General features: G+C 37.3%; 23 protein-coding genes and 2 tRNA genes. 6 read left to right on the plus strand and 19 right to left on the minus strand.

Going from position 1 to position 26,571, the window contains the following annotated elements; all coding sequences use genetic code 11:
• Positions 1 to 42 precede the first annotated feature (42 nt).
• Entirely contained in the window at positions 43 to 969 is a 927-nt protein-coding gene (gene cysK / locus D8862_RS05395; protein ID WP_000158478.1) for a cysteine synthase A, read from the plus strand.
• An 86-nt stretch (positions 970 to 1,055) separates the two neighbouring features.
• Here cysK and tsf read toward each other — a convergent pair whose 3' ends face one another.
• From tsf to yfmF, 12 genes are all read right to left on the minus strand, one after another.
• Positions 1,056 to 2,096, minus strand: coding sequence for a translation elongation factor Ts (gene tsf, locus D8862_RS05400; RefSeq protein ID WP_084974703.1), 1,041 nt, complete (start codon positions 2,094 to 2,096; stop codon positions 1,056 to 1,058).
• A gap of 78 nt (positions 2,097 to 2,174) precedes the next feature.
• Entirely contained in the window at positions 2,175 to 2,954 is a 780-nt protein-coding gene (rpsB, locus tag D8862_RS05405; RefSeq protein ID WP_002876048.1) for a 30S ribosomal protein S2, read from the minus strand.
• Between the two features lie 222 nt (positions 2,955 to 3,176).
• The gene (gene pcsB / locus D8862_RS05415) at positions 3,177 to 4,382 is read right to left on the minus strand and encodes a peptidoglycan hydrolase PcsB (RefSeq protein ID WP_125449125.1); all 1,206 of its coding nucleotides are present in this window, start codon (positions 4,380 to 4,382) and stop codon (positions 3,177 to 3,179) included.
• A gap of 93 nt (positions 4,383 to 4,475) precedes the next feature.
• Positions 4,476 to 4,970, minus strand: coding sequence for a rod shape-determining protein MreD (gene mreD / locus D8862_RS05420; RefSeq protein ID WP_125399218.1), 495 nt, complete (start codon positions 4,968 to 4,970; stop codon positions 4,476 to 4,478).
• A 2-nt stretch (positions 4,971 to 4,972) separates the two neighbouring features.
• Complete coding sequence (mreC, locus tag D8862_RS05425) at positions 4,973 to 5,788, minus strand: rod shape-determining protein MreC (RefSeq protein WP_125449127.1); 816 nt, start codon at positions 5,786 to 5,788, stop codon at positions 4,973 to 4,975.
• 59 nt (positions 5,789 to 5,847) lie between these two features.
• Positions 5,848 to 6,642 (minus strand): energy-coupling factor transporter transmembrane component T family protein, encoded by a 795-nt coding sequence (locus tag D8862_RS05430; protein ID WP_125449129.1) that lies wholly within the window; start codon positions 6,640 to 6,642, stop codon positions 5,848 to 5,850.
• The gene (locus tag D8862_RS05435) at positions 6,635 to 7,474 is read right to left on the minus strand and encodes an energy-coupling factor transporter ATPase (RefSeq protein WP_125449131.1); all 840 of its coding nucleotides are present in this window, start codon (positions 7,472 to 7,474) and stop codon (positions 6,635 to 6,637) included. The genes D8862_RS05430 and D8862_RS05435 overlap by 8 nt, the downstream gene beginning before the upstream one ends.
• Positions 7,459 to 8,286: an energy-coupling factor ABC transporter ATP-binding protein gene (locus D8862_RS05440; protein WP_125449133.1), complete on the minus strand. Its 828-nt coding sequence runs from the start codon at positions 8,284 to 8,286 to the stop codon at positions 7,459 to 7,461. The genes D8862_RS05435 and D8862_RS05440 overlap by 16 nt, the downstream gene beginning before the upstream one ends.
• Complete coding sequence (gene pgsA / locus D8862_RS05445; RefSeq protein ID WP_000712149.1) at positions 8,283 to 8,828, minus strand: CDP-diacylglycerol--glycerol-3-phosphate 3-phosphatidyltransferase; 546 nt, start codon at positions 8,826 to 8,828, stop codon at positions 8,283 to 8,285. The genes D8862_RS05440 and pgsA overlap by 4 nt, the downstream gene beginning before the upstream one ends.
• 10 nt (positions 8,829 to 8,838) lie before the next feature.
• Positions 8,839 to 9,660, minus strand: a complete 822-nt coding sequence (rodZ, locus tag D8862_RS05450; RefSeq protein ID WP_185760839.1) for a cytoskeleton protein RodZ — start codon at positions 9,658 to 9,660, stop codon at positions 8,839 to 8,841.
• Between the two features lie 35 nt (positions 9,661 to 9,695).
• Positions 9,696 to 10,979 (minus strand): EF-P 5-aminopentanol modification-associated protein YfmH, encoded by a 1,284-nt coding sequence (gene yfmH / locus D8862_RS05455; protein ID WP_125449137.1) that lies wholly within the window; start codon positions 10,977 to 10,979, stop codon positions 9,696 to 9,698.
• Positions 10,976 to 12,226 (minus strand): EF-P 5-aminopentanol modification-associated protein YfmF, encoded by a 1,251-nt coding sequence (yfmF, locus tag D8862_RS05460; RefSeq protein WP_125449139.1) that lies wholly within the window; start codon positions 12,224 to 12,226, stop codon positions 10,976 to 10,978. Before yfmF ends, yfmH begins: the two co-directional genes overlap by 4 nt.
• Positions 12,227 to 12,386: 160 nt before the next feature.
• On the opposite strand from yfmF, the gene yaaA reads away from it, so the two are divergent.
• Together yaaA and recF are read left to right on the plus strand one after the other, a co-directional pair.
• Positions 12,387 to 12,755: a S4 domain-containing protein YaaA gene (yaaA, locus tag D8862_RS05465; protein WP_125449141.1), complete on the plus strand. Its 369-nt coding sequence runs from the start codon at positions 12,387 to 12,389 to the stop codon at positions 12,753 to 12,755.
• Positions 12,756 to 12,757: 2 nt separating this feature from the next.
• Positions 12,758 to 13,855, plus strand: coding sequence for a DNA replication/repair protein RecF (gene recF, locus D8862_RS05470; RefSeq protein ID WP_125449143.1), 1,098 nt, complete (start codon positions 12,758 to 12,760; stop codon positions 13,853 to 13,855).
• 52 nt (positions 13,856 to 13,907) lie between these two features.
• On the opposite strand, the gene guaB is transcribed toward recF, so the two are convergent.
• Entirely contained in the window at positions 13,908 to 15,386 is a 1,479-nt protein-coding gene (guaB, locus tag D8862_RS05475) for an IMP dehydrogenase (protein ID WP_000073416.1), read from the minus strand.
• A 159-nt stretch (positions 15,387 to 15,545) separates the two neighbouring features.
• The gene (gene trpS, locus D8862_RS05480) at positions 15,546 to 16,574 is read right to left on the minus strand and encodes a tryptophan--tRNA ligase (RefSeq protein WP_038804775.1); all 1,029 of its coding nucleotides are present in this window, start codon (positions 16,572 to 16,574) and stop codon (positions 15,546 to 15,548) included.
• Positions 16,575 to 16,769: 195 nt separating this feature from the next.
• Between trpS and D8862_RS05485 the strand changes: the two genes are divergently transcribed.
• Together D8862_RS05485 and D8862_RS05490 are read left to right on the plus strand one after the other, a co-directional pair.
• The gene (locus tag D8862_RS05485; RefSeq protein WP_000958774.1) at positions 16,770 to 18,392 is read left to right on the plus strand and encodes an ATP-binding cassette domain-containing protein; all 1,623 of its coding nucleotides are present in this window, start codon (positions 16,770 to 16,772) and stop codon (positions 18,390 to 18,392) included.
• A gap of 61 nt (positions 18,393 to 18,453) precedes the next feature.
• Positions 18,454 to 21,006, plus strand: coding sequence for a YfhO family protein (locus D8862_RS05490; RefSeq protein ID WP_038804776.1), 2,553 nt, complete (start codon positions 18,454 to 18,456; stop codon positions 21,004 to 21,006).
• Positions 21,007 to 21,027: 21 nt separating this feature from the next.
• On the opposite strand, the gene D8862_RS05495 is transcribed toward D8862_RS05490, so the two are convergent.
• The gene (locus D8862_RS05495) at positions 21,028 to 23,670 is read right to left on the minus strand and encodes a YhgE/Pip domain-containing protein (protein ID WP_125449145.1); all 2,643 of its coding nucleotides are present in this window, start codon (positions 23,668 to 23,670) and stop codon (positions 21,028 to 21,030) included.
• A gap of 128 nt (positions 23,671 to 23,798) precedes the next feature.
• Between D8862_RS05495 and D8862_RS05500 the strand changes: the two genes are divergently transcribed.
• Complete coding sequence (locus D8862_RS05500; protein WP_038804778.1) at positions 23,799 to 24,341, plus strand: TetR/AcrR family transcriptional regulator; 543 nt, start codon at positions 23,799 to 23,801, stop codon at positions 24,339 to 24,341.
• Positions 24,342 to 24,374: 33 nt separating this feature from the next.
• Here D8862_RS05500 and D8862_RS05505 read toward each other — a convergent pair.
• From D8862_RS05505 to D8862_RS05520, 4 genes are all read right to left on the minus strand, one after another.
• Positions 24,375 to 24,448 (minus strand) — tRNA-Asn (locus tag D8862_RS05505).
• A 5-nt stretch (positions 24,449 to 24,453) separates the two neighbouring features.
• A tRNA-Glu gene (locus D8862_RS05510) sits at positions 24,454 to 24,525 on the minus strand.
• 51 nt (positions 24,526 to 24,576) lie between these two features.
• Entirely contained in the window at positions 24,577 to 25,329 is a 753-nt protein-coding gene (gene comE / locus D8862_RS05515) for a competence system response regulator transcription factor ComE (protein WP_000866081.1), read from the minus strand.
• Positions 25,326 to 26,571: GHKL domain-containing protein (locus D8862_RS05520; protein WP_125449147.1), on the minus strand; the 1,246-nt coding region annotated here is incomplete at its 5' end. The genes D8862_RS05520 and comE, both read right to left, overlap by 4 nt.

Consider the following 26,571-nt stretch of genomic DNA (forward strand, 5'->3'; position numbering starts at 1 on the left):
AGCGCGTTATACTAGTATCATCTTATACAAAGAGGTACATCTATGACTATTTATAACAATATCACTGAACTAATCGGACAAACACCAATTGTTAAACTCAACAATATCGTTCCAGAGGGTGCTGCAGATGTTTATGTAAAACTTGAAGCTTTTAACCCTGGATCGTCAGTAAAAGACCGCATTGCCCTTAGCATGATTGAAAAAGCGGAACAAGATGGTATTCTAAAACCAGGTGCTACCATTGTTGAAGCAACTAGTGGAAATACTGGTATCGGACTTTCTTGGGTAGGTGCTGCTAAAGGATATAAAGTTGTTATCGTCATGCCCGAAACGATGAGTGTGGAACGACGTAAGATTATCCAAGCTTATGGTGCTGAACTCGTCCTTACTCCTGGTAGCGAAGGAATGAAAGGGGCTATTGCTAAAGCTCAGGAAATCGCTGCTGAACGTGACGGCTTCCTTCCGCTCCAATTTAATAATCCAGCTAATCCTGAAGTACACGAAAGGACAACAGGAGCTGAAATTCTAGCTGCTTTCGGTTCTGATGGTTTAGATGCCTTTGTAGGTGGTGTTGGTACCGGTGGAACGATCTCCGGTGTTTCTCACGCTCTTAAAGCAGCAAATCCAAACATTCAAGTTTATGCAGTAGAAGCAGATGAATCCGCGATCTTATCTGGTGAAAAACCAGGACCTCACAAAATTCAAGGCATCTCAGCTGGATTTATTCCTGAAACACTTGACACAAAGGCCTATGATGGTATCGTCCGCGTAACGTCAGATGATGCTCTAGCTCTTGGCCGTGAAATTGGTGGAAAAGAAGGCTTCCTTGTTGGGATTTCTTCAGCTGCAGCTATTTACGGGGCAATTGAAGTTGCCAAGAAATTAGGTACAGGTAAGAAAGTCCTTGCTTTAGCACCAGATAACGGCGAACGTTATTTGTCTACAGCACTCTATGAATTTGAAGTGTAGTCTCCTAAATGCACTTAGCCCTTATTAAAGGGCTTTTTGTTTACACACTCTAAAACAAAAAAGGAAGCAAATTGCTTCCTTTTTAATTAGTTATTCAAGGCTGCTGCCATTGTAGCTGCAACTTCAGCTTCGAAGTCATTTGCAGCTTTCTCGATACCTTCACCAACTTCAAAGCGAGCGAACTCAACTACTGAAGCATTTACTGATTCAAGGTAAGCTTCAACTGTCTTGCTGTCATCCATGATGTAGACTTGTGCAAGAAGTGTGTATGCTTGGTCAACTTTAGTATTGTCAAGCATGAAGCGATCCATTTTACCTGGGATGATTTTGTCCCAGATTTTTTCTGGTTTGCCTTCTGCAGCCAACTCAGCTTTGATGTCAGCTTCTGCTTGAGCGATTACTTCATCAGTCAATTGTGCTTTTGATCCATATTTCAAGTGTGGAAGAGCTGGTTTGTTAACCATTGCACGACTTTCGTTGTCTTGGTCAATTACGTGGTTCAATTGTGCCAACTCATCTTTAACGAATTGAGCATCCAATTCTTTGTAAGAAAGAACTGTTGGTTTCATCGCTGCAATGTGCATTGACAATTGTTTAGCAAGAGCTTCGTCTCCACCTTCGATAACTGATATAACACCGATACGGCCACCGTTGTGTTGGTAAGCTCCAAAGTGTTGTGCATCTGTTTTTTCGATTAAAGCAAAACGACGGAATGAGATTTTTTCTCCGATAGTTGCTGTTGCAGATACATACGCTGCTTCAAGAGTTTCACCTGAAGGCATTGTCAAAGCAAGAGCTTCTTCATTGTTAGCTGGCTTTCCTTCAGCAATTACTTTAGCTGTAGCGTTTACCAAGTCAACGAATTGAGCATTTTTAGCAACGAAGTCAGTTTCAGCGTTTACTTCAATTACTGCTGCAACGTTACCGTTAACATAAACACCAGTCAAACCTTCTGCAGCAACACGATCAGCTTTCTTAGCAGCTTTCGCCATACCTTTTTCACGAAGCAATTCAATCGCTTTTTCGATGTCACCGTCTGTTTCTACAAGCGCTTTTTTAGCGTCCATAACACCAGCACCAGATTTTTCACGCAACTCTTTTACGAGTTTAGCTGTAATTTCTGCCATTTTGATTCTCCTATATTTTTTAAAAATAGGAGAGCCGGGCTAAGCCCCGCCCTCCTAGGTAATTACTATTTATATGAATTAAGCGTTGTCGCCTTCTACAACTTCAACGATTTCTTCGATTGAGTCTGCTTGAGCTTCTGAAGCTGCAAATTCTGCTTCAACTGCTGCTGCATCTTCACCTTGACGTCCTTCGATGATAGCGTCTGCCAATTTAGCTGTGATCAATTTAACAGCGCGGATAGCGTCATCGTTAGCTGGGATGATTACATCGATATCGTCTGGATCAGTGTTTGTGTCAACCATCGCTACAACTGGGATACCCAATTTTTTAGCTTCTTTAACAGCGATTTGCTCTTTATGTGGGTCAACTACGTACATTACATCTGGGATACGAGGCATGTCTTCGATACCACCCAAGAATTTTTCAAGACGTGCACGTTGTTTGTTAAGAAGTGCAACTTCTTTCTTAGGAAGAACGTCGAAGATCCCTTCCTCTTCCATACGTTTGATTTCTTTCAAACGAGCAATACGTTTTTGGATAGTTCCCCAGTTAGTAAGAGTTCCACCCAACCAACGGTGGTTGATGTAGTATTGACCTGAACGTACAGCTTCTTCAGCAACAGCGTCAGCAGCTTGTTTCTTAGTACCAACAAACAATACAACTGCATCGTTAGCTGCTGCATCACGCATAAAGTCATATGCTTGGTCAGCGTATTTTACAGTTTGTTGCAAGTCGATAACGTGGATTCCGTTACGCTCAGTGAAGATGTACTTAGCCATCTTAGGGTTCCAGCGACGAGTTTGGTGACCAAAGTGTACACCAGCCTCAAGAAGTTGTTTCATTGAAATTACTGCCATGAGTATTTCTCCTTTTTGTTTTTTCCTCTTCTTGATTTCAACTTGCAAAACGACCCAAGGGCAACAGTTTCACAATTCATCAAGAATGAGTATTATCGTTTACACGACAAGTTTTATTCTATCATATTTCAACAGTATTTTCAAGCTATTTAGTAGAATTTTAGTAGGACTTTCGGATAAAAACATTAAAAGAGACTCGATTGAGTCTCTTCGTTTTATACATTAGTTTGGATAGATGTATGTTACGTAACCTTCAGAAGTTGTAGTTGGGTTGAACCATCCACGTTTGTTTCCGATTGTACGATCTCCACCGTAGTTTGATTCTGATACTTGAATACGAGTTGATGATGAAACTGCTGTAACAACCGCTACGTGTCCATAACCACCATCATTCCAACATGCAATCGCACCAACTTGTGGAGTTGAACCTGTACGGAATCCTGCTGCAGCTGCACTTGTTGCCCACTGAGCTCCGTTGCCCCAGTAATCTCCAGCCCAAGGTGCCAATGTTTTAGCTCCCCAAGTACATTCACCAGTTGGATAACTTGAAGCATTTGAGCTGTAAGTTGGGCGTTGTCTAGCAGGCGCTGGCGCAGGTGCTGGAGTGTAGCTTGAATCCTCATCGTCAGTTGTTGATGTTGCCTGTACTTGAGCTGAGAAACTTGTGTTTCCAGAAGCAACAACTGACTGCTGTTGACTTGTTTGACGTGCTCTGTAAGCTGCTTCAGCTTCTGCAGCCGCACGCGCTTCTGCCTCTGCTGCTGCTTTCTTCTCTAGCAAACTAGCTTTTTCACCTTCTGCAGTAGCTTTTTCAGCAGCAAGATTCAACTCTGCAACCTTCAACTCAGCTTGCTTAGTTGTCAATGCCTGCGCATCATCAGCCAGTTTTTGTTGGTTAGCAATAACTGTATTGATTGCTTCATTATTGGCTACTTGTTTATCAGAAATTGCTTTTTTATCAGCCTTTTGTTGCTCCAACATTTTGTTGTTAGCCGATACAATCTCGCTCATTGCAGCAACACGCGAAATGGCTTCTGTGATTGATTTTGAGTTTACAATTGTATTAATGTAGCTAGTCGCAGCTCCATTTGTCTGTGCGCTACGTGCTTGTTTTTCTAAAGAAGCATTACGAGCCACGATATTTTTAGAAAGCTCTGTAATTTCTCCTTCAAGTTTTTTAGATTCAGCTTGTAATTTTTCGTTTTCAGCTTGCAAGCTTGCTTGCTCTGCTTGAATTGTTGAAACTTGACCTTGGATTTGATCCACTTGCTTTTGAGCTTCTTGTTGTTGCTCTGTTAAACTGCTAATTTTATTATCTTGAGCAGCAATTTTTTCATCAGTTGTTTCTGCACGAACAGTTGTCAATACTGCCGTTTGTGAGACCAATACTGTACTTAACAAAAGTGACGCTAAGATTTTTTTCTTCATATTCTGTCGATACTCCTTCTATTTGAGACATTACTAGTATACCAAAAAAAGACATAATAAATATTACGCCTTTGTTACATTTATATTTCTTTCTCATAGATAATATTTTTCAAAAATGTATTGGAAAATCGCCATCCATAAGAAGTTTAAAATCATTGATGGGACAAGACTGTAGACAATGAAAACTGGCATTGATTCTACTGTCAGTCCCATAGCAAGGGCCAGAAGATAACTACCCATATCAAATAGGAAGCTCATCACAACTATTGTTAACATTCTCGTCCAACGGTTCAACAAAGTCACACTATTAAACTTGTGAAGTGAGGCACCTATCAAGATAAATAAAAGTGTCGAAATTCCTATCAAGTGGAAAAAATAGATATCGTACACCAAACCTACTATACAGCAATAAGCTAGATAGAAGTATTCTGATACCTCAATTGTCTCAAACAAGAGAAATAAAAACAGGAAATGACTGGCTAAGTGAAAATGTGGATAAAAGGATTCTACTAATTGGCCAATATGTGCATCAATTAGCACAAGAAAAGGAAGTAAAAAGAAAATACCAACTTGTTTTAACAGTCTCATTGTTAATTCCCCACTAACTCTACCACATGAAGATCTTTAGTATCAGCACTTAACTTTACTGTTACCTCTCGTGTTAGATAATCACTGCTATGAGTTGTAGCAACAACCTCTCCAACAGGAATATCCTTAACATTAAAGTTTCCAAGCCCCCCTGTAGTCACCTTGTCTCCAGCACTGATATCACTATTACTATTCAATTGACTGATTTTAAGCAGTTCAGACTCCTTATCATAACCAACGATGATTCCGTATATTTCAGTAGAACCATGCAGGATTTTAACGGAAATTTTGTCGGAATTTTCAGTGTTTGTCAATAAGTTGACCGTTGTTGAATGCTCCTCTACTTTTGAAACACTACCAACCAATCCACCATTAGCGATGACCAACATATTTTCAGAAACTCCTTTTGAACTTCCCGCATCAATTGTTAACTCTTGCTTCCAAGACACTGGAGCTCGCATAATCACATCTGCTGCTAAGGTTTTTGTAGCCTGTAATTTTGACTTCATCTCTAGCAACTGACGTAGTTGTTCATTTTCATTTTTTAAACTTTCTGATTGATTAGATTCTACCTCTAGTTGATAGAGCTGTTTTTTTAGACTTTCGTTTTCATTGTAAGTCCGCGTCAAATGTCCCAAATCTGATTTGAAAGTATCAAACCACTGAAAAGGTTTTTGAACAATTCTATCTACTAAGGAAATCCCATCTCCTAGTTTTGTCACAATAGCACTTGAATAGGTTGTCACTAATAGTACAGAAACTGCCAGAACTGTGACAAAAACGATGATTAGATATTTTGATTTTTTAAAACGGTTCATATTCCTACCTTTTTACTAAAGATCTACTACTGTGATTTTTTATCAATCTTACAAATCCACTAAGATTTTAAGAAAAATAAGAGACATCCCAGCACCAGAATCACAAGAATCGCCAGTGTATCCTTTTGACTCCATCTCAACTGTCTATACTGACTTCTACCCTTTCCTCCCTGATAACCACGCGCTTCCATGGCTATTGCCAATGAATCTGCACGCTTTAAGCTCGTCGCAAAAAGAGGAATTAAAATTGGAATCACAGCCTTTACTTTTTGAACGATGCTTCCCTCGCCAAAGTCAACTCCACGAGCTTTTTGAGCATTCATAATTCTCGTCGTGTCATCCATCAAGGTTGGAACAAAACGCAAACTCATTGATAACATCAGACCAATTTCATGAACGGGAACTTTCACGCGTTTCAACGGTGCTAAAAGAGATTCAACTGCAGCTGCCAGGCTCAAAGGCATGGTCGTTAAGGTTAGCAAAGTTGAAAAGAAAATAATCAACACAAAACGACAGAAAATAATCCCTGCTTGCTGCAAAGCATAATCCGTTATTCTTATAAAAGAAAACTCAAATAAGACATTTCCACTTGAAATGAAAAAGAGCTGAAAAAGAGTCGTGAAAGCAATCAGGAAGAACATGGATTTTAATCCCTGAACGAAAAATGAGAGAGAAACACCCGACAAAGCGATAAATATACCTGTCGCTACAAACAGAATGAGATTAGTGAAGGGATTATTGGCCCAAAATACAATCAAAATCAGCAGGATCATAGCGAGCAATTTACTACGGGGATCCAAGCGATGAATGATGGAATCCCCCGGTATATAACGCCCTAAAATCATACTATCCATTTAGCGACTCCTTAAACTCCTCTATCTTGATTGGCAGTTTTTTAAAAGCTACACCCCTATCTGCCAAACGTTTACAAAAGGCTGTGATTTTAGGCACACCTAACTGTACATTTTCCATAGAGGCTACATCTTGGAAGACATCACTTGGTTTACCACTTTTGACCAAACGTCCCTTTTCCATAACGTAGACCTGATCAGCATACTCAGCTACATCATCCATCAAATGCGTTACCAAAACGATTGTCATTCCAGCAAGGTGAAGTTTTTTAAACAGGGTCATCAATTCTTTTCTGCCCAGAGGATCTAGCCCTGCTGTTGGCTCATCCAAAACCAAGACAGTTGGCTCCATAGCTAGCATACCTGCTATAGCCACACGTCTCATCTGGCCACCCGAAAGTTCAAAAGGACTGCGCTCAAAGAGTGACTCATCGATGCCTACCAAGGCTAACTTTTCACGCGCAACTTTCTTGGCCTCTTCCTCAGAAACTCCAAAATTTTGCGGTCCAAACGCAACATCTTTCAAAACAGTCTCTTCAAAAATTTGATTTTCAGCAAATTGAAACACTAGACCAACCTGCTTTCGAATCTGACGAATTTCTTTATTGGTTGATGTAGAGGTAATGACGGTATCAAAAACTTGAACAGAACCCTTACTTGGTACCAATAGGCCATTTAAAAGCTGTAAAATCGTTGATTTCCCACTACCTGTGTGCCCTACTAAAGCTGTATAGGAACCATCCTCAATCGTCAAAGAAACATCAGTCAAGGCTGATGAAGATAGGGGAGTCCCCTCTTGATAGGTAAAGCTCACATTTTCTAGAGTAATTCCCATAACTTGTCCTCTAGCTCTCCTTCTGTCAAATAGCCATCCGGCAACTGATAACCAGTCTCTCTCAAAGATTCTCTCAATTGATTAGTAAAAGGCTCATCTAACCCTATTTGGTCAAGGTCATCTCGAGAAAAAAGTTCTCTTGGACTGCTGGTTGACTCCACTTGGCCTTTTTTCATGACCAAGACACGGTCACTCATCGCAACTTCCTCTAAGTCATGTGTAATGGAGACGACTGTCATCTGGTGGTCTTTTCGAATCTCTTGAACTGTCTGAATCAGTTCTCTGCGTCCCTCGGGATCCAACATACTTGTAGCCTCGTCCAGAATTAAAATAGCAGGTCTCAAGGCAACAACTCCTGCAATAGCCACCCGTTGTTTTTGTCCACCAGACAAACGAGCTGGTTCTCTCTTCTTAAAGTCCAGCATGCCTACCAACTCTAAAGATTCAGCCACTCTCTTTTTCATTTCTTCACGAGGAAGTCCCTGATTTTCTAGGCCAAAGGCAACATCATCTTCAACAGTCGCACCCACAAATTGGTTATCTGGATTTTGAAAAACCATACCAATTTGACGACGCAAGTCCCAAACATTCTCAGAGGACAGCAATTTGCCATCTATCCAGATCTCTCCAGACTCTGCTTCAAGCAAGCCATCAATCAAACGGATAGTTGTTGACTTCCCACTCCCATTATGACCTACAATCGAAAGCCATTCTCCCCGTTTCACGTGAAACGAGACATTATTAACATCATAATGATCCTGATCTTCCTTGTAACGAAAAGACAGATCTTTTACTTCAATAATCGATTTCATTTCGAACCAAATGTCCCTTTGAATACATGAGCGCTACCCTTGAAATAATCATAACCAGAGTAGATAGTGAAAAACAAAGCTATATAAAGCAGCAGCTGACCAATTAAATTCCAATGTAAGAGCAAAAAGATAATGGCAAACATCTGACTAAAGGTCTTGATTTTCCCTGGCATCGCTGCTGCTAGAACTGTCCCTCCCGTCTCAACAAGCAACAAACGCAAGCCTGTCACCGCAAGTTCACGACAGATGATAATAGCAACAACCCAAGCTGGAGCCATACCTAACTCAATCAACATGATAAAAGCTGACATAACCAACAGCTTATCGGCCATCGGATCAGCAAACTTTCCAAAATTGCTGACTACATTCCATTTACGAGCAAGGTAGCCATCAAGATAATCCGTTATACTAGCAACTGCAAAGATGATCGCTGCCAGCAAATGACTGCCTTGTGAATGGCCCAAAGTCAAAATAAGAATAAAGAGAGGTATAAAGAGAATTCTACCAATAGTTAATACATTAGGAATTTGTTCTTTTTTCATTGATTTTTCCTTAATCTGTAGTAAATGTAAGTGTTACAGTTCCAGTCTGAGTTGTCAGCTTCGAAGTATCAATCGTTTGATTGTCCACAGTCACAGTAACTCCCTTCACTACACCTAAAGTAATAGTAACGGGATTCTTAGTTGAAACTGTTGTTTTTGCATTCTTATTGTCTGCGGATAGTGTCACACCACCCTCCAGCTCACTTCCTGAAACACTTACCCAACTAGTTGCATCTGATACTGCCAGTTGAACAGTAGCGTTTTCCTTACTCGTTTTATACCGAGCTTCAATGCGGTTTCCTTCGCCTGACACTGTAATAGTTGATTCCGTAGTAGAAGACGAGTTAGATGTCTGACTAATAGAAGATGAACTAGATGAGGTTGTTGAACTAGTCAAGCTAACAACACTATAATTAGCTGAAGAAGGACTTGGCTGAGTTTGGATGTAGTTCCATACATAGTAAGTCACAAAAATTAAAATTGACAAAGCAAATAGAACGAAATAAAACAAGGGAAGATAAGACGTTTTTTTCTTATTTGATCGTCTGCGACCATACAAGTCTTCTTCATCGACATCTACCTCTTCGTAGGTAATCATACTGCCTGAATCGTAGGCATCCAAAATGATTCGCTCGTCCAATTCAACCGCCCAGGCATATTTTCTTAAAAAAGAACGAGCATAAAATGGACTAGGAAGTTGATCAAAATCATCTGCCTCCATAGCTTCTAGAAAATGCAACTGAATTTCAGTTTTTTCCTGCAATTCTTCTAAACTCAATCCCTGGTTAATTCTAGCTAAACGCAGAACCTCACCAATTGTTTTTTTTCTCATACGTACCATTCCTTCTTTCTAGGGTTACTTATCTTTTAAGCTGGAAAGATTGTAAAATCAACTAGATCACCATCATCTATCAAACGATGACCTGCTTCAAGAACATCGTCTAAAGTAATTTCTTGTAAAATTTTTGGTAAATCAAAAATAGTTTCTCCTCTGTCGACTGGTTCATACTGTGTCGCAATAAACTCCAAGGAGTTCATACTGCTGAAAAATTCCCCAAACATCTCACTCTTAACAAGATCGAGATGTTCCTCTGTAAGATCTGAATCTTTCGTAAAGTTGCGAATAGCCTTTCGAAATTGATGAGACAAAGAAACAGGTTCTTTCGTTTCCATCGTCAACATCACAAAATGAAAGCGGCTATTCACTTCTACCTCTAAGGACAGCGAGGCATCCAACTTCCCTATCTCATATAACTTTTGAAATCGCTCAGAAGTCCAACCAAACAGCATCGTAAACAATAATTTTAGCAAAACATTATAACGGTAGCAATCTTCTACTGCCACCTCACCTACTCCCCTAATTCCAACAGCAAGTTTTGGAGAAGAAACCTCCATCCGGAGACTGTCTGTTTCTTTGACAGCTTGTAAAGTAAGCCGCTCCTTCCTTACTACCATGTCTTCCAAATTTCTAAGTTTCTTTTGCGAAAAATAGTTCTCAACTGTATCTACATCAAAATTCCCAACTAAAAACAAAGACATATTGACAGGTTTGTAAAAGGCTGTAAAGTTATTTTTTAAGTCATTTAGCTGAATATTGTTAATTGATTTTTCACTTCCAACAATATCCGCTGCCAGAGGAGTATTGGGATAAAGATTTGCTAAGGTTGCAAAAAACAGACGCGAATCTGGATCGTCTTGGTACATCTCACGTTCCTGTTGGATAATTTCCCTTTCCCTCTCAACTGACTCTTCTGTAAAATGAGCAACTGTTACCAATTCTTCAAGCAAATCCAAATTTTCTGATAAATGATCTATTGTTGAAAACAAATAACTCGTCTTTGTAAAACTTGTAAAAGCATTGCTATCAGCTCCCAAGCGTGTAAAAGACTCCATAATATCTTCAGCATTTTCTCTCTCAAATAGTTTGTGTTCAAGAAAATGTGCAATTCCAGCTGGATGACACTGTAAACCTTTTTTAGATAGTGTAAAACTTGTGTCTACTGATCCAAATCGAACTGTTACAACTCCGTAAACTTCATTAAATTGTTTCTTAGGAAGGAGAGAAACTGTCAATCCATTTGATAGACGAGTCTGATAAACCGTCTCCTTTACAGCAGGATAGTATTTTTCTTCAAAGGTAACTGGTGTCATTCTATTCCTTCCATAAAGTATATCGCTTGTAACCGGACACTATTTGATGCTTTGCAGATAGCTTCTTTATCAACTTGATTTAATTTTTCAATCCAATTGTCAAAATCTGATGTAGATTTCCCTAACAAACTTTTCAAGTAAACTCGCTCGATTAGTGAGCTCTGACTATCTTGCGCAAGCAATAAAGTTCTGCGAATCATCTCCCTGGTCTGTTCAATCTCCAAATCTGTAAAATTACCTTTTTTTAGTTCAAGTAATTGATGATTCATCAACTTTCTAGCTTGATTGCGATTTTCCCGATCAATACCAGCATACATCCTCAATTGACTACTAAACAAATCCAATTGACTGGAGATAGTGTAGGCTAGACCAGCATTTTCCCGAACATTCGTAAAAAGCTTAGAGTGAGCAAAACCACCTAACAGACCATTCATTACTACCATGGCCAAATGATGCTTGTCTCCATAGCTCGTAGAACAATGGTAAGCCAATTCCAAAACGGATTGGCCCACATTCTTACGAATCATTCCTTCCCGAAGGACATTTGAATATGGTTGCTTGTACTGAGGCTTGACATCGATTTGACGCCCAGTAAAGGAGAATGACCTCAACCACTCCTTCACTTCTACTTCATTAAAATCACCCAAGAAAAAGAAATCAATTCGATCATTTTTCAGAGCATCTTGAAAGCAAGTGTAGCTACTTTCCGGAGACTCATTTGAAATGCGATTTCGTAAATCACTGTATCTCAATTGAAGACGCTCATCACGGAAGAACAAGCTATCCAACTCCTTATGAGCAAAATAAAATGAATCATCCATATCAGTAGCTAAACTAGCCAATAATTGTTTTTTTTCAATTTTAAATAAGGCTGGCTCAAAAGCACCATCTTGAACTAAGGGAGCAAATAAAGTCTGGCTTACCAGTTCAAAAATTTGAGAAGTCAAGACATTCTTTTTACTTAAAAAATCATCCCTCACATAGGTAAATGTTAGGTCAAGAATATGTACCTGTCCCCTACGAAAAGCACTTGTGGAAATATCTGTTCCATATAAACTTGCCAAGTATCTGCGAAATGCTTGTGATGTTGGGTGAGCTTTATTGGCAGTTTCCAACATACTTGCACTTAACATGCGTCCTGCTATTGTCTCAAGAGATAAAGGAGCAGTAAAACGAACAGTAATTTTATTTGTTTTAAACTTTTTGGATTGAACAAAATGTGCTGAAATTCCAGGCACCAACTCCATACCTTACCTCCTTACATATAGAGTTCTATTATACCACGAAAATCAAAATTTTTCTTGTTCTCTTTATAGCTTTCAAAAGTAAAATCGTTTTCATTTTGACTGACTTTCCTTCAGTTATTTCAGGGAAAATATGGTATAATACCAAAGATTGAGGTGAATTATGGAATACAAATTATTTGAAGAATTTATTACGCTCCAAGCCCTTCTAAAAGAGCTTGGAATTATACAGAGCGGTGGTGCTATTAAATCCTTTTTAATGGAACATCAAGTTTACTTTAATGGTGAATTAGAAAGTAGACGTGGGAAAAAAATCCGTATTGGAGATACAATTGACATCCCTGATTTAAAGATTGACATCACATTGACACAACCAAGTTTAAAAGAGCAAGAAGAATACCAAGCAGATAAGATTGAAAAAGAGCGGATTGCTAAACTTGTCAAAGAGATGAATAAGGGTGTAAAGAAAGAAAAACAAAAAACTACTTTATCACCTAAAACCAAACAAGCTCCACGTTTTCCAGGAAGATAATCATGTGGCTCCAACATTTAACAATAAAAACCTTTCGAAACTACAAAGAGACGAAAATTGATTTTAATCCAAAATTAAACGTCTTTCTAGGTCAAAATGCACAAGGAAAGACCAATATTCTAGAAGCAATCTATTTCTTGGCCTTAACACGTAGTCATCGTACTCGAACAGATAAAAATCTCATTCATTTTGATGAAGAACAACTCCATCTTTCTGGCTTACTACAGAAAAAAACAGGCTCTATCCCTCTAGAAATTGATTTAACACCAAAAGGGCGTGTGACTAAAGTCAATCACTTAAAACAAGCTCGCCTCTCAGACTATATCGGACATATGAATGTGGTTCTCTTCGCACCTGAAGATCTCCAGTTAATTAAAGGAGCGCCCTCCGTTCGTCGAAAGTTTATAGATATAGAACTGGGACAAATTAAACCAATCTACTTGTCAGACCTGTCAAACTATAACCATATACTCAAGCAAAGAAATACCTACCTAAAATCTAGCCATAAGATTGATGAAACATTTCTGTCAGTCTTAGATGATCAGTTGGTAGAGTATGGTTGTCGCGTTATAAAGCATCGGATAAAATTCATTAAAGACCTAGAGACATTTGGTCAAAAAAAACACTTAGAAATTTCAAATCAATTAGAAGAACTGTCAATATCTTATCAATCATCTGTCAACTTTACTGATGAAGAACTGTTAATGGATTCTTTTAAAATGGCTTTAGAAAAAAGTAGATCAAGAGACTTATTTAAAAAGAATACTGGTGTTGGCCCTCATCGAGATGATATTTCTTTTTATATCAATGGTATGGATGCTAGTTTTGGAAGTCAAGGTCAACATCGTAGTCTAGTACTTTCTATCAAACTAGCAGAGATTGAGCTAATGGAAAGTATTACAAACGAGTCTCCGATACTACTGCTTGATGATGTTATGAGCGAACTTGACAATACACGGCAACTAAAATTACTAGAAACTATTTCTCACTCTATCCAAACATTTATCACAACAACAAGTTTAGACCACTTACAAAACTTGCCTGAAAATCTTAGTATCTTCAATATCCAAAATGGTAAAGTATCTGTAAATCTAAATTGACAACTTTGTAAACAAAAAGAACTCCTGAAATTCAGGAGTTCTTTTTTACTTCTTACATAGAGTAGTTTGGCGCTTCATTAGTGATTTGTACATCATGAGGATGGCTTTCTTTTAGACCAGCCCCAGACATTTCAATAAATTGAGCGTTGTCGTGCAATTCTTTAAGGTTAGCTGCGCCACAGTAACCCATACCAGAGCGAATACCACCAATCATTTGGAAGACAATATCAGCTGCTGCGCCTTTATAGGCAACACGACCTTCAATTCCTTCTGGAACAAGTTTGTTTGCTTCATTGACAGAACCTTGGAAGTAACGGTCACTTGAACCTTTCTTCATTGCAGCGATTGATCCCATACCACGGTAAGTTTTAAACTTACGTCCTTGGAAGATTTCCGTTTCACCTGGTGCTTCGTCTGTTCCAGCAAACATTGATCCAAGCATAACCGCATTTCCACCTGCAGCAAGGGCTTTTACAATATCTCCAGAATACTTGATTCCACCATCAGCAATGATTGTTTTTCCATATTCACGCGCAACTGCTGCTGCATCATAGATTGCTGTCACTTGTGGGACACCAACCCCTGCAATCACACGAGTAGTACAGATAGAACCTGGTCCAATACCGACTTTGACAACATCTACACCTGCATCATAAAGAGCACGCGCACCTTCTGCAGTGGCAATATTTCCAGCAATCAAAGTGCGGTCTGGGAAGTGAGCACGAATTTCAGCGATTTTACGTAGAACACCAGCAGAGTGACCATGGGCAGTATCAATAACAATGGCATCCGCTCCTGCTTCAAAAAGGGCTTCGGCACGTTCAAATGTATCTGAAGTAACACCTACTGCACCTGCAACTAAGAGACGACCAAACTCATCTTTAGCAGCATTTGGAAACTCAATCACTTTTTCAATATCTTTGATAGTAATCAAACCAGAAAGACGACCTTCTTCATCAACCAAAGGAAGTTTTTCAATACGGTGTTCTTGAAGAATGCTTTCAGCTGTTGCAAGGTCTGTACCAACAGGAGCAGTAACAAGATTTTCACTAGTCATATGGTTTGAGATTGGCTGATTGTAGTCTGAAATAAAGCGAAGATCTCGGTTTGTTAAAATACCAACCAATTTACGATTTTCAAGTGTTTCCACAACTGGAACACCACTGATACGGTAACGTCCCATCAGTTCATCTGCTTCAGCAATAGTGTGTTCTGGAGTCAAGAAGAATGGATCAATAATAACACCATTTTCAGAACGTTTTACCTTGCGAACTTCATCTGCCTGTTGCGCAATAGACATATTTTTATGGATTACTCCAAGACCACCCGCACGAGCAATGGCAATAGCCATTTGACTTTCTGTGACTGTATCCATGGCGGCTGTTATAATTGGGATATTTAAAGTCAGATTATCTGCCAATTTTGTTGTTAAATCTGCATCATTAGGCAACACATGACTTTCTGCTGGAATGAGCAATACATCATCAAAGGTAAAACCTTTTTTTAAAAATTTAGTATCCCAATTAGACATTGAAGTTTCCTCTTTTCTTTCTTTTTGAGCTTGACTCTTTTTGTATTGTATCTATCATACCATTCTATGAAAATTTGTCAATTATATTTATGGTAGAAATCATAAAAAAACTATCCCTGTGATCCTATGGAAGAGATAGTTTTACGATTCATATTTTATCTATAATTTAAAATAATTTAGTCCCATTGCTCCCTTAACTTCAGATAGAGTTTGCCCCGCAACCTCACGCGCTTTCTCACTACCTTTTTGAAGCATATTGTACACTTCTCCCATATCCTTAGCAAATTCGATACGGCGCTCACGAATAGGACCAAGTTCGCATTCGAGTATTTCAAGTAGATAACGCTTCGTCTTCACATCGCCAAGACCACCATGTTGATAGTGTTCTTTCATCTCTGCAATGTCTTGAGCATCTTCAGGACGACCAAACACATCTAGATAATGGAAAACCATATTTCCTTCAATCTTACCTGGATCCTCGACTCGAATATGGTTCGGATCAGTATACATGCTCATGACTTTTTTACGCAACGTATCCGCATCATCAGCTAGATAAATACCATTATTAAGGGATTTAGACATCTTGGCATTTCCATCTAAACCAGGCAAACGCCCTGCTCTCTCATTTTCTGGATAAATACCTTCCGGTTCCACCAAGACATCACAGTTATAAGCATTATTGAAGGAACGAACAATCTCGCGAGTTTGCTCAATCATTGGTTTCTGATCTGTCCCAACAGGAACATAATTAGCTTTGAAGGCAGTAATATCTGCTGCTTGCGCAATCGGATAAACCAAAAATCCTGTCGGAATACTTTCTCCAAACCCTTTCTGAGCAATCTCTGTTTTCACTGTAGGATTGCGCTCTAAACGTGCTAGTGACACCAAATTCATATAGTACATAGACAGTTCAGCTAACTCTGGAATCTGACTTTGAATAAAGATGGTTGATTTACTTGGATCCAATCCAACTGCTAGGTAATCCAAGGCAACATTACCAATCGATTCTACAATCGTTTGAGGGTCTTTGGCGTGATCTGTCAAGGCTTGTTGGTCCGCCAAAAAAACAAACATGTCATACTTGTCTTCTTCCTGCAGCAATACTCTATTTTTAAGACTCCCAACATAATGTCCAATATGCAGTTTTCCTGTTGGGCGATCTCCTGTTAAAATAATAGGTTTCGTCATTTTTTTCTCCTTCGAAATGGTCTCTTCAATTATAGCATTTTTTTGTTAAAATAACAGAAAATTATTTAAATCAAACAACTAACTCATTGTAAATAAACCTGTAAACTTAATTGACACAAAATTGACAAACAAAAATTTGAATATTTCTCTCTTTTCTAGTAGAATAAATGTATTACATATTATAGGAGAAAAACATTGCTTACAGTATCTGATGTTTCACTACGTTTTAGTGATCGCAAACTTTTTGATGATGTCAATATCAAATTTACAGAAGGAAATACATACGGATTAATTGGTGCTAATGGTGCTGGGAAGTCTACATTCTTAAAAATCTTAGCTGGTGATATCGAGCCAACAACTGGTCACATCTCTCTTGGTCCAGATGAACGTCTCTCTGTCCTCCGTCAAAATCACTTTGACTATGAAGATGAACGTGCTATTGATGTCGTCATTATGGGAAATGAAAAACTTTATAGCATCATGAAGGAAAAAGATGCTATTTACATGAAGGAAGATTTTTCCGATGAAGATGGTGTTCGTGCAGCTGAACTCGAAGGTGAATTTGCCGAACTTGGAGGTTGGGAGGCAGAGAGCGAAGCATCTCAACTACTTCAAAACCTAAATATTCCAGAAGAATTGCACTACCAAAACATGAGCGAATTGGCCAATGGTGAAAAAGTGAAGGTTCTCCTTGCTAAAGCCTTATTTGGTAAACCTGATGTTCTTCTCTTGGACGAGCCGACCAACGGTCTTGATATCCAGTCTATTACTTGGTTAGAAGACTTCTTGATTGACTTTGATAACACCGTTATCGTTGTATCCCATGACCGCCACTTCTTAAACAAAGTATGTACCCACATGGCTGACCTTGACTTTGGAAAAATCAAACTCTATGTCGGAAACTACGACTTCTGGAAGGAATCTTCTGAGCTTGCTGCTAAATTGCTAGCAGACCGCAATGCCAAAGCGGAAGAAAAAATTAAACAATTACAAGAATTCGTTGCTCGATTCTCTGCCAACGCTTCTAAGTCAAGACAGGCAACGTCTCGTAAAAAAATGCTTGACAAGATTGAACTAGAAGAAATTGTGCCATCTAGCCGTAAATATCCATTTATCAACTTTAAAGCAGAGCGTGAGATTGGTAATGATCTCTTGACAGTAGAAAATCTAACTGTAAAGATTGATGGTGAAACTATCCTAGATAATATTAGTTTCATCTTGCGTCCAGGTGATAAGACAGCTCTTATTGGACAAAATGACATCCAAACGACTGCATTAATTCGTGCAATTATGGGTGACATCGACTATGAAGGAACTGTCAAGTGGGGAGTTACTACTAGCCGTTCTTACTTGCCAAAAGACAACTCGGCTGATTTTGCAGGGGGAGAGTCAATCCTTGACTGGTTGCGTCAATTTGCAAGTAAAGAAGAAGATGACAATACCTTCCTACGTGGTTTCCTTGGTCGTATGCTCTTCTCTGGTGATGAGGTTAACAAACCTGTAAACGTCTTGTCAGGGGGAGAAAAAGTACGTGTCATGCTTTCAAAACTTATGCTCTTGAAATCAAATGTCCTTGTACTTGATGATCCAACAAATCACTTGGATTTGGAATCTATTTCAAGCTTGAACGATGGATTGAAAAACTTTAAAGAATCAATCATCTTTGCCAGCCATGACCACGAGTTCATTCAAACTTTGGCAAACCATATCATTGTTTTGTCAAAAAATGGCGTCATTGATCGTATCGATGAAACCTACGATGAATTCCTAGAAAATGCAGAAGTACAAGCAAAAGTTAAAGAACTTTGGAAAGATTAAATAAGACTTCAAAACTCAGTTTGGTTAACCAACTGAGTTTTCTATCATTCTACGAGGTAACATGAAATCATTTTTTAAAACATATCAAACCTATTTTATTTCTTTCATCATTCCTGTAGTGATTATGTCTGGAGTATATCTATCTCAAGGTATCTACTGGAATAGCGATACATCCCCACTATTAGGAGACGGTTTTCATCAATACGTTATTTTTGATGTGGCTTTACGGAATATTCTACATGGAAATGGTAGTTTGTTTTACACTTTTACAAGTGGCCTCGGACTGAATTTCTATGCTCTATCTAGTTATTACTTGGGTAGCTTCCTTTCACCTCTGGTTTACTTTTTTAATCTGTCGAATATGCCAGATGCTGTCTATCTGACCACTCTATTAAAATTTGGATTGATTGGTCTGTCAACCTTCTTTAGTCTAAATAGATTATTTAAAGATATTCCGAAATCTTTAAAACTGGCCCAATCTACTTCTTATGCTCTGATGAGCTTTACTGTTAGTCAGTTAGAGATAAAAACCTGGCTAGATGTTTTTATCTTGATTCCTTTAATTATAACTGGCTTACACATGCTTATAACGGAAAAGAAGCGCCTGCTATACTTTACAAGTCTGTCAATCTTGTTTATTCAAAACTATTATTTTGGATATATGACAGCATTGTTTCTTATTTTCTGGTATCTCTGCCAAATTTCATGGGACTTTAAAACTCGAAAATCATCTTTTCTTGATTTTGTTGTTACCTCCTTTTTAGCAGGAATGGCTAGTTTGATTATGACTCTTCCCACTCTGTTTGATTTACAGACACATGGGGAAAAATTAACTGAAGTTACAAAGTTTCAAACTGAAAGTAGCTGGTATCTTGATCTCTTTGCTAAACAATTCATTGGATCTTTTGATACAACTAAGTATGGAGCTATACCAATGATTTTTGTTGGATTGCTTCCCTTTATTTTAACCATTCTATTTTTCACAATAAAATCCATAAGGTTTCACGTGAAACTTACCTATGCAATTTTCTTTACTTTTTTAATAACAAGTTTTTACATAGAAGCACTTGATTTGTTTTTGCAAGGGATGCATACCCCAAATATGTTTTTGCATCGCTATGCTTGGATTTTTTCCACTCTGTTAATTTATACTGCAGCAGAAGTACTAAATCGCTTGAAAGAACTGAAGCTCTGGAATCTATTTGTCTCACTTTTTCTTGTACTAACAGGATTTCTGGCTACTGTATACTTTAAATCACATTATTCTTTTTTAACTGATTTGAATATCCTACTCACTCTTGAATTTCTTCTAGTTTATGCTCTTTTACTTCTTGCAGTCATTAGAAAATTTATCTCTGTAAATCTATTTGCAATTCTTATGTCTTTATTTATAACAGCTGAGTTAAGCTTAAATTCTTCATCTCAAATGGAAGGAATAGCTAAAGAATGGGCCTTTGCTTCTCGTAGCGCCTATAATAGAGATGTAACCGCCATGGAATCCATTCTAAACCAAATTGACAATCCATTTACACGTACTGAAAAACTACAAATTCAGACAGGAAATGACAGTATGAAATTTAACTATAATGGAATCTCTCAATTTTCATCTGTACGAAATCGTTCCGCTAGCACTAGTTTGGATAAACTTGGATTCAAATCCTCTGGAACCAATCTAAATCTTCGTTATGCAAATAACAGTCTTTTAGCAGACAGTTTATTTGGAATCCAGTACAATATTTCTGAAACTTCACTTGATAAGTATGGCTTTCAAGAGATTTATCAAAAGGATCATTTAACCTTATATAAAAATCAACTCTCTTTACCCATTGCCTTTGCCACTCAATCTATTTACACAGATGTAAACTTTAACAATCACACTCTAGATAATCAGGCTTTATTTATAAACCAGCTTGCTAATCTCAACTTGGATTACTTCTCCCAAATAGCATATGATAAAACAGATACTTCAGATGGTTTAACCAGCATCACAGGTTCTGCGAATGAAGATGCAAAGATTGATTATCAAATTGAGGTTCCTCAAAATAGTCAAGTCTATCTCTCTTTTTCAAATCTTCATTTTACAAACGATAAGCAAAAGAAAGTTGACATCATTGTCAATGGAGAAAAAAAGACTTTTACAACTGACAATGCATTTAATTTCTTTAATTTGGGTTATACTGAAGAACAAAAAACTTTCGATATCAGTGTTAGTTTTCCTGGAAATTCTCAAGTATCATTTGAATCACCGACCTTCTATCGTTTAGATACTCAGGCTCTTACTGAAGCAATCCAAAAAATTAAAGAACAACCTGTAGAAGTATCCACCTCTAAAAATAAAGTCTTTGCTACATACGAAGTTAAACAAGATACCTCTATTTTCTTCACTATTCCTTATGACAAAGGTTGGTCTGCATACCAAGATGGGAAAAAACTTGAAATCAAGCAGGCTCAGACTGGTTTTATGAAAGTTGATGTTCCAAAAGGAAAAGGCACCATTACACTTTCCTTTATCCCCAATGGTTTTGTTATTGGAGCAGCCTGCTCACTAACTGCCCTTCTTCTTTTTGGGATCTATAATCACAGACGAAATTTATCTAAGACAGAAAAAGATTGACCAATTCCTTGGCCAATCTTTTTAATCTTCTTCCATTTTCTTAGGTTGATAAGCTAGCATACCTAAAGCAGTAAAGAAAGCTAGAGTTATAATAAGGAAAATCACTTGATGATGAATATTTCCTGTCATAGAGATTGTTTGTCGTAAGCCTGATACAGAATAACTCATTGGTAACCAAGGATTGACACCTTTGAAGAAATCATTTGTCAAAGCAAGGGGATAGGTCCCTGCACTTGATGCTAACTGTAATAAAAGTAAAATAAGAGAGAAGAAAGCTCCAATACGGCTATTCCAAGTTGTTAAAGCTGTCACCATAGACATGAAAGCTAAACTTGTGATTATAATTAGAATCAAGGTTCTCATCTCATGGTTCGCAGTCAATCCAATAAGATGGACACCTCCATAAACTAAAACACCTGCTAAGACAGCTATAATACCATTTATTTCAGAGCGAGACTTCAACCAAGCCCAACGACTCTCTGGATGACGTCCAGAAGGCAACTTAGCAAAAATCATATTGGTAGATATAGCAGCAACAAAAAGAGCAACTGATATCATATAAGGAGCCATGGCAATCCCATTTACAGGAACCTGGTCATTGTCTGTTTTTGAGAGAACTAGAGGATTAGATAATGTTTCTGCATTTTCAGATTCTGTTGATGCTGATTTAAGTTGATCATTCGCATTGCCTAATCCTTGTCCTAATGAATCAACTCCCGTCTGTAAATCTTCAAGACTAGAGGTTAAGGTTGTTCCACCTTCTGCTAATTTTCCAGCACCATCTGCCAATTTATTAGCTCCATTCTCTAATTGAGAAGCACCTGAAAGTAACTGACTGGATTTGTCTGCTAATTGCCCAGATCCGGATTGTAATTTATCAACTCCTGCTATCAATTCTTGACTCTTTTGATTCAATTGATTGGAGCCAGTTGATAATTTTTCAATGCCAGATACTAATTCTGGAGTTTTTTCAACTAATTGACCAACTCCTGCTGTCAAGCTAGACGATTTTTGTGTCAAGGTATTTGAGCCTGAAACTAGTTGATCCAAACTACCTGTCAAGGTGGAGTTTTTTTCACTTAGTTGACTTGCGCCCTGAGAAACTTTATCAACACCTGCAGTATATGCATTTACACCTGATGTAATCGACTGACTAGCAGGAACTAATTTACTCGTCACTGCTCCCTGTATTTCTGTTAATCCACTTGACAATCCTGTCAAAGAAGTAGAAGCAATAGGTAATACTTGATTGGCTTGATTTTTTAATGTCGAAAGATTTGAAGATTGATTTTGTAAGTTTTCTAAACTTCCCTGTAAACCTTGTACTAAAGCTATAATTGACTGAGCCGATTGAATACTATCAGTCGAATTTTGAGATACAGAAGCGCTTATCTCAGCTTGTTGCTCACTTGTCAATGATTGATAAGCTGCTGTCGATTGAATATTTGCTAATGTAGCTGCTTTTTCAGACTGAGCACTTACTAGCATTTGATTAGAAAGAGATACTATACTTGATAAAACAGAATCTAATTGTTTTGTATCTCCAACATCAATATTTTGAATAGCTTGATTTAACTGATTCAGACCAGAAGATAATTGAGCAATTTGATCTTTTTGCTCAGACGAAGCATCTAACTTGCTAGAAAGTTGTTGAATCCCTTCACTTAATTGCTCCACACCCATTCGAAGTGTAGCTGATTGACTAGATAACTGATTCGCACCTGTTGCAAGATTTCCCACTCCATTTGTATAGGCACTAACACCAGATGAAAATTGATTAAGACCAGTATTGAGCTGAGAAACACCGCCAGTATAGGCCTCTACACCAGTATATAACTGATTGATTCCTCCTACTAATTCAGGACTTTTAGAAGCTAATTGACCTAATCCGCTATCTAATTTACTTACTGCACCAGTATATGTAACTAAACCACTATTAAAAGTCCCTAAGCCAAGATGAAGTTGTTCAACACCAGAAACATAAGCAGATAATCCTTTGGTAAACTGCTCCGTTCCATTTGAAAATGTTAAACTTGAATCTGCTAAAGAGTGTAGGTTAGTAGTCAATGTTTGACTTCCTGTCACTAACTGATTCGCTCCATCAGTTAATTTTTCACTACCAGAAGCTGCTTGACTCATACCATCCTTTAATTCGACCATCTTGTTAAATAAAGCTTTAGTATAGGTCTCAGTTACATTTGTAGAAACATTCTGCTTCAATTGTGTCATCGCAGAATCGCTCATCTTGCTAGCAATAAAACTATGACCACTTGAAGTCTGATAATCGATTTGCATTTGCTCTGGATGATTCGTTAAAATAGAAGCTGCTTTTTCAGATAAATCACTTGGTAAAGTCACTACCATATAGTAATTGCCATCTTCCAATCCCTTCTTTCCTTCATCTTCATCTACGAAATGAAAATCTAAGCTTTTATTTTCTTTTAAATTTGACACCATGTCTTTTCCTATAGCCATGGTATTACCGTTACAGGAAGCTTCTTTATCATTATTGACAACTGCCACAGGTAAGTCAGACAATTGCCCATATGGATCCCACATTGATGACAAAAATATGATATTGTACAGAGCTGGAATAAGAGAAATCCCTATCATGACAATAATAAAGGTTGGTTTTTTAAAAATTGCTTTCCATTCTTTAAACATATCTTCTCCTTTTTTAAACATATTGTCTAAAATTTTGATATAATAGATTATACATCAAAAAATCTAAATTACAAGGTAAAAAATTATTTTTTAGACATATAGTCTATTTTTGTATACAAGGAGGAATTATGAAAGAAAGTAACAAACGTTTAAAAACAAAACGAATTATTGAAAATGCCATGGTTCAATTATTGATGGACCAACCCTTTGATCAAATTTCTACTGTCAAGCTAGCAGAAAAAGCCGGAATTAGTCGTTCCAGCTTTTACACTCACTACAAGGATAAGTATGATATGATTGAGCATTACCAAAGTAAGCTCTTTCATACCTTTGAGTATATTTTCCAAAAACATGCCCATCATAAAAGAGATGCTATTTTAGAAGTATTTGAATATTTAGAGTCTGAACCACTTTTGGCTGCACTCTTATCTGAAAATGGTACAAAAGAAATCCAAAATTTCTTGAGAAATAAGCTTCACATTATGCTTAGCACAGACCTTCAGAAACGCTTTATGAAACTACAACTCAATCCAATTGAATTAGAATATAGTAGCATTTATCTAACAAATGCCCTATTTGGTGTTTGCCAGACTTGGATTGCTCACGGAAAAAAAGAAAGTCCGCAAGAAATGACAGACTTCCTTATGAAAATGTTAGGTGATGTAAACTAAAAAAAGAACACCAATGGTGTTCTTTTTATCTGACTCCGCCAGTAGGACTCGAACCTACGACATCATGATTAACAGTCATGCGCTACTACCAACTGAGCTATGGCGGATAAAATAGTCCGTACGGGATTCGAACCCGTGTTACCGCCGTGAAAAGGCGGTGTCTTAACCCCTTGACCAACGGACCATCTATCTGTAGCAGATATAACCATTATATCAATTTCTTACTAATTGTCAATCACTTTTTAGTTTTTTTCTCTAGAATATCTTTCAGTTTACGAACTTTCAAACGAGTGATGGGGCAGCGATGATCTTCATAAAAGACAACTTCTAGATTCTTTCGATCAATTTCTCTAACATTTCCAATATTGATTAGGAAAGATTTATGAGGAGAATAAAATCGCTGGGTATGTTTGTCCTTTTCCTGAATATCTGTCATGGTTCCATAGAACTCTTTGGCAAAATTCTTACCAATAATCCGCAGTTTATGAGAAACACCTGTTGTTTCGATATACAAAATATCATGGTAAGGGATTTTCAAATCATTTCCCTTATAGTTGTAATCAAAATAGTCTACAACATCTTCGTTTTCAAGCAGCATGCTCTTAGTGTAAAAAATACTCTGCTCGATACGTTTTTTGAACAATTCATCATTGATGTCTTTGTCTACAAAATCTAGAGCTGATACCTGGTATTTGTACGTTAAGGTAGCAAATTCAGATCGACTGGTAATAAAGACAATAATAGCATAAGGATTGTGATGACGGATAAACTGTGCCACTTCAAAGCCCTTTTTCTCAATTCCGTGAATATCGATATCTAGGAAATAAAGCTGATTTACTTCATCATTTTCGATATATTCCTTAAACTCACGAACTTTTCCTGTTGTCTTGTAAGAAATAGGAATATTTGATTCCTCCGAGATTTCATTCAATATTCTCTCTAGTCTCACTTGATGCTCAATAACATCTTCTAAAATTAATACTTTCATTCGAATTCCCTCTTAAATCTAATAATTTGTCTAAATGTGTTGTCTTCCATCTCTGTTTCTAACATAATGTTGTCATATTTATCTAGAATCTCTTTGACATTATTAAGCCCTAAACCTCTATTTCTTCCCTTGGTAGAGAAACCTAAGGCAAATAAGTCCTCTGAAGGCGTCATAGTGATTTTACATGAATTCTGGATGACTATAACTGTCTCAAAATCCATTTTAATGACTGCAACTTCCATTTGTTTCAAGTAACTATCCGCGGCTCCTTCAACAGCATTGTTTAAGAGAATACTCATGATGCGAACAAGATCAAGTAAATCCATTGACAATCTAGTAATAACATCCTTTACTTCCAATGTAAACTCTACATCATTATTTCGTGCATAAACAATGGATTGAGCAATCAAACTACGTAAAGCTGAATCTTCTAAATTGTTCAAATCAAAGTAAGTATATTTTTCTGAACGCAGTTTTTGATTCGCTTTTACTAATACTTCATTGTAAACTCTGTCAATTTCCTGTAAATCTTCACTGTCAATTGCCATTTGCATGCTGACAAGCATACCTGCATAGTCATGACGAAAACCTCGAATTTCATTATACAACTTGACAATTTCATCAGTATAAGTCTGTAAATGCTTTTGTTCAAATTTCTTCTGCTTTAGGGCAATCTCTTTTTCAATTTGAACCTTATAAGAATTCATTGCAAAGAAAATCAATAACAAGCAAATAAAAACAATGGTTGATAAAATACTTCCAAAACTATTTAAATGAGAAATAGTACTCACGATATCTGAAATAAAAGAGACGATATGCAAGAAGATAAATGCATATAGCACTTTTTTCAAAAAAGAATAGAGATATTCTTTGTCAAAATATTTAAACTCCAAATGGAAATAAGATATGACAATTTTAATAACCAAATAGGTTAAAATAAGTACAAATATAATAAAATAATTATTATATTCTAATGCAATATCATCTCCTGTTATAGATGATAAAGTTACCGATATAAAGTTATTACTACTATGATATAAGAGAGAAAATAATAGGCTTATAAAAACTCCCTTAGACTTATCATACTTCTGAAATCCAACAAAGTAACCGAATATGAGTAAAGGAAATAAAAATTTAGACAAACCGTAACCATCTAAGGCTAGCAAATACATTATTTCTTCTAATATTAATTGTAGTAAAAAGACATAAAGACTATAAATATATTTTTCTTTTTTAGTTGCA

It is taken from the genome of Streptococcus oralis (genome assembly GCF_003942585.1).
In the GTDB taxonomy this organism is placed as follows: Bacteria; Bacillota; Bacilli; order Lactobacillales; family Streptococcaceae; genus Streptococcus; species Streptococcus oralis_BE.

Excerpts from the sequence above, each read along its gene's own strand:
- D8862_RS05490 (WP_038804776.1), top strand. The coding sequence starts at position 18,454 with ATGAAATCATTTTTTAAAACATATCAAACCTATTTTATTTCTTTCATC.
- yaaA (WP_125449141.1), top strand. The coding sequence starts at position 12,387 with ATGGAATACAAATTATTTGAAGAATTTATTACGCTCCAAGCCCTTCTA.
- D8862_RS05435 (WP_125449131.1), bottom strand. The coding sequence starts at position 7,474 with ATGGGAATTACTCTAGAAAATGTGAGCTTTACCTATCAAGAGGGGACT.
- pgsA (WP_000712149.1), bottom strand. The coding sequence starts at position 8,828 with ATGAAAAAAGAACAAATTCCTAATGTATTAACTATTGGTAGAATTCTC.
- rodZ (WP_185760839.1), bottom strand. The coding sequence starts at position 9,660 with ATGAGAAAAAAAACAATTGGTGAGGTTCTGCGTTTAGCTAGAATTAAC.
- mreC (WP_125449127.1), bottom strand. The coding sequence starts at position 5,788 with ATGAACCGTTTTAAAAAATCAAAATATCTAATCATCGTTTTTGTCACA.
- mreD (WP_125399218.1), bottom strand. The coding sequence starts at position 4,970 with ATGAGACTGTTAAAACAAGTTGGTATTTTCTTTTTACTTCCTTTTCTT.
- cysK (WP_000158478.1), top strand. The coding sequence starts at position 43 with ATGACTATTTATAACAATATCACTGAACTAATCGGACAAACACCAATT.
- yfmH (WP_125449137.1), bottom strand. The coding sequence starts at position 10,979 with ATGACACCAGTTACCTTTGAAGAAAAATACTATCCTGCTGTAAAGGAG.
- comE (WP_000866081.1), bottom strand. The coding sequence starts at position 25,329 with ATGAAAGTATTAATTTTAGAAGATGTTATTGAGCATCAAGTGAGACTA.
- guaB (WP_000073416.1), bottom strand. The coding sequence starts at position 15,386 with ATGTCTAATTGGGATACTAAATTTTTAAAAAAAGGTTTTACCTTTGAT.
- D8862_RS05495 (WP_125449145.1), bottom strand. The coding sequence starts at position 23,670 with ATGTTTAAAGAATGGAAAGCAATTTTTAAAAAACCAACCTTTATTATT.
- tsf (WP_084974703.1), bottom strand. The coding sequence starts at position 2,096 with ATGGCAGAAATTACAGCTAAACTCGTAAAAGAGTTGCGTGAAAAATCT.
- D8862_RS05430 (WP_125449129.1), bottom strand. The coding sequence starts at position 6,642 with ATGGATAGTATGATTTTAGGGCGTTATATACCGGGGGATTCCATCATT.
- pcsB (WP_125449125.1), bottom strand. The coding sequence starts at position 4,382 with ATGAAGAAAAAAATCTTAGCGTCACTTTTGTTAAGTACAGTATTGGTC.
- D8862_RS05440 (WP_125449133.1), bottom strand. The coding sequence starts at position 8,286 with ATGAAATCGATTATTGAAGTAAAAGATCTGTCTTTTCGTTACAAGGAA.
- D8862_RS05500 (WP_038804778.1), top strand. The coding sequence starts at position 23,799 with ATGAAAGAAAGTAACAAACGTTTAAAAACAAAACGAATTATTGAAAAT.
- rpsB (WP_002876048.1), bottom strand. The coding sequence starts at position 2,954 with ATGGCAGTAATTTCAATGAAACAACTTCTTGAGGCTGGTGTACACTTT.
- recF (WP_125449143.1), top strand. The coding sequence starts at position 12,758 with ATGTGGCTCCAACATTTAACAATAAAAACCTTTCGAAACTACAAAGAG.
- trpS (WP_038804775.1), bottom strand. The coding sequence starts at position 16,574 with ATGACGAAACCTATTATTTTAACAGGAGATCGCCCAACAGGAAAACTG.
- yfmF (WP_125449139.1), bottom strand. The coding sequence starts at position 12,226 with ATGGAGTTGGTGCCTGGAATTTCAGCACATTTTGTTCAATCCAAAAAG.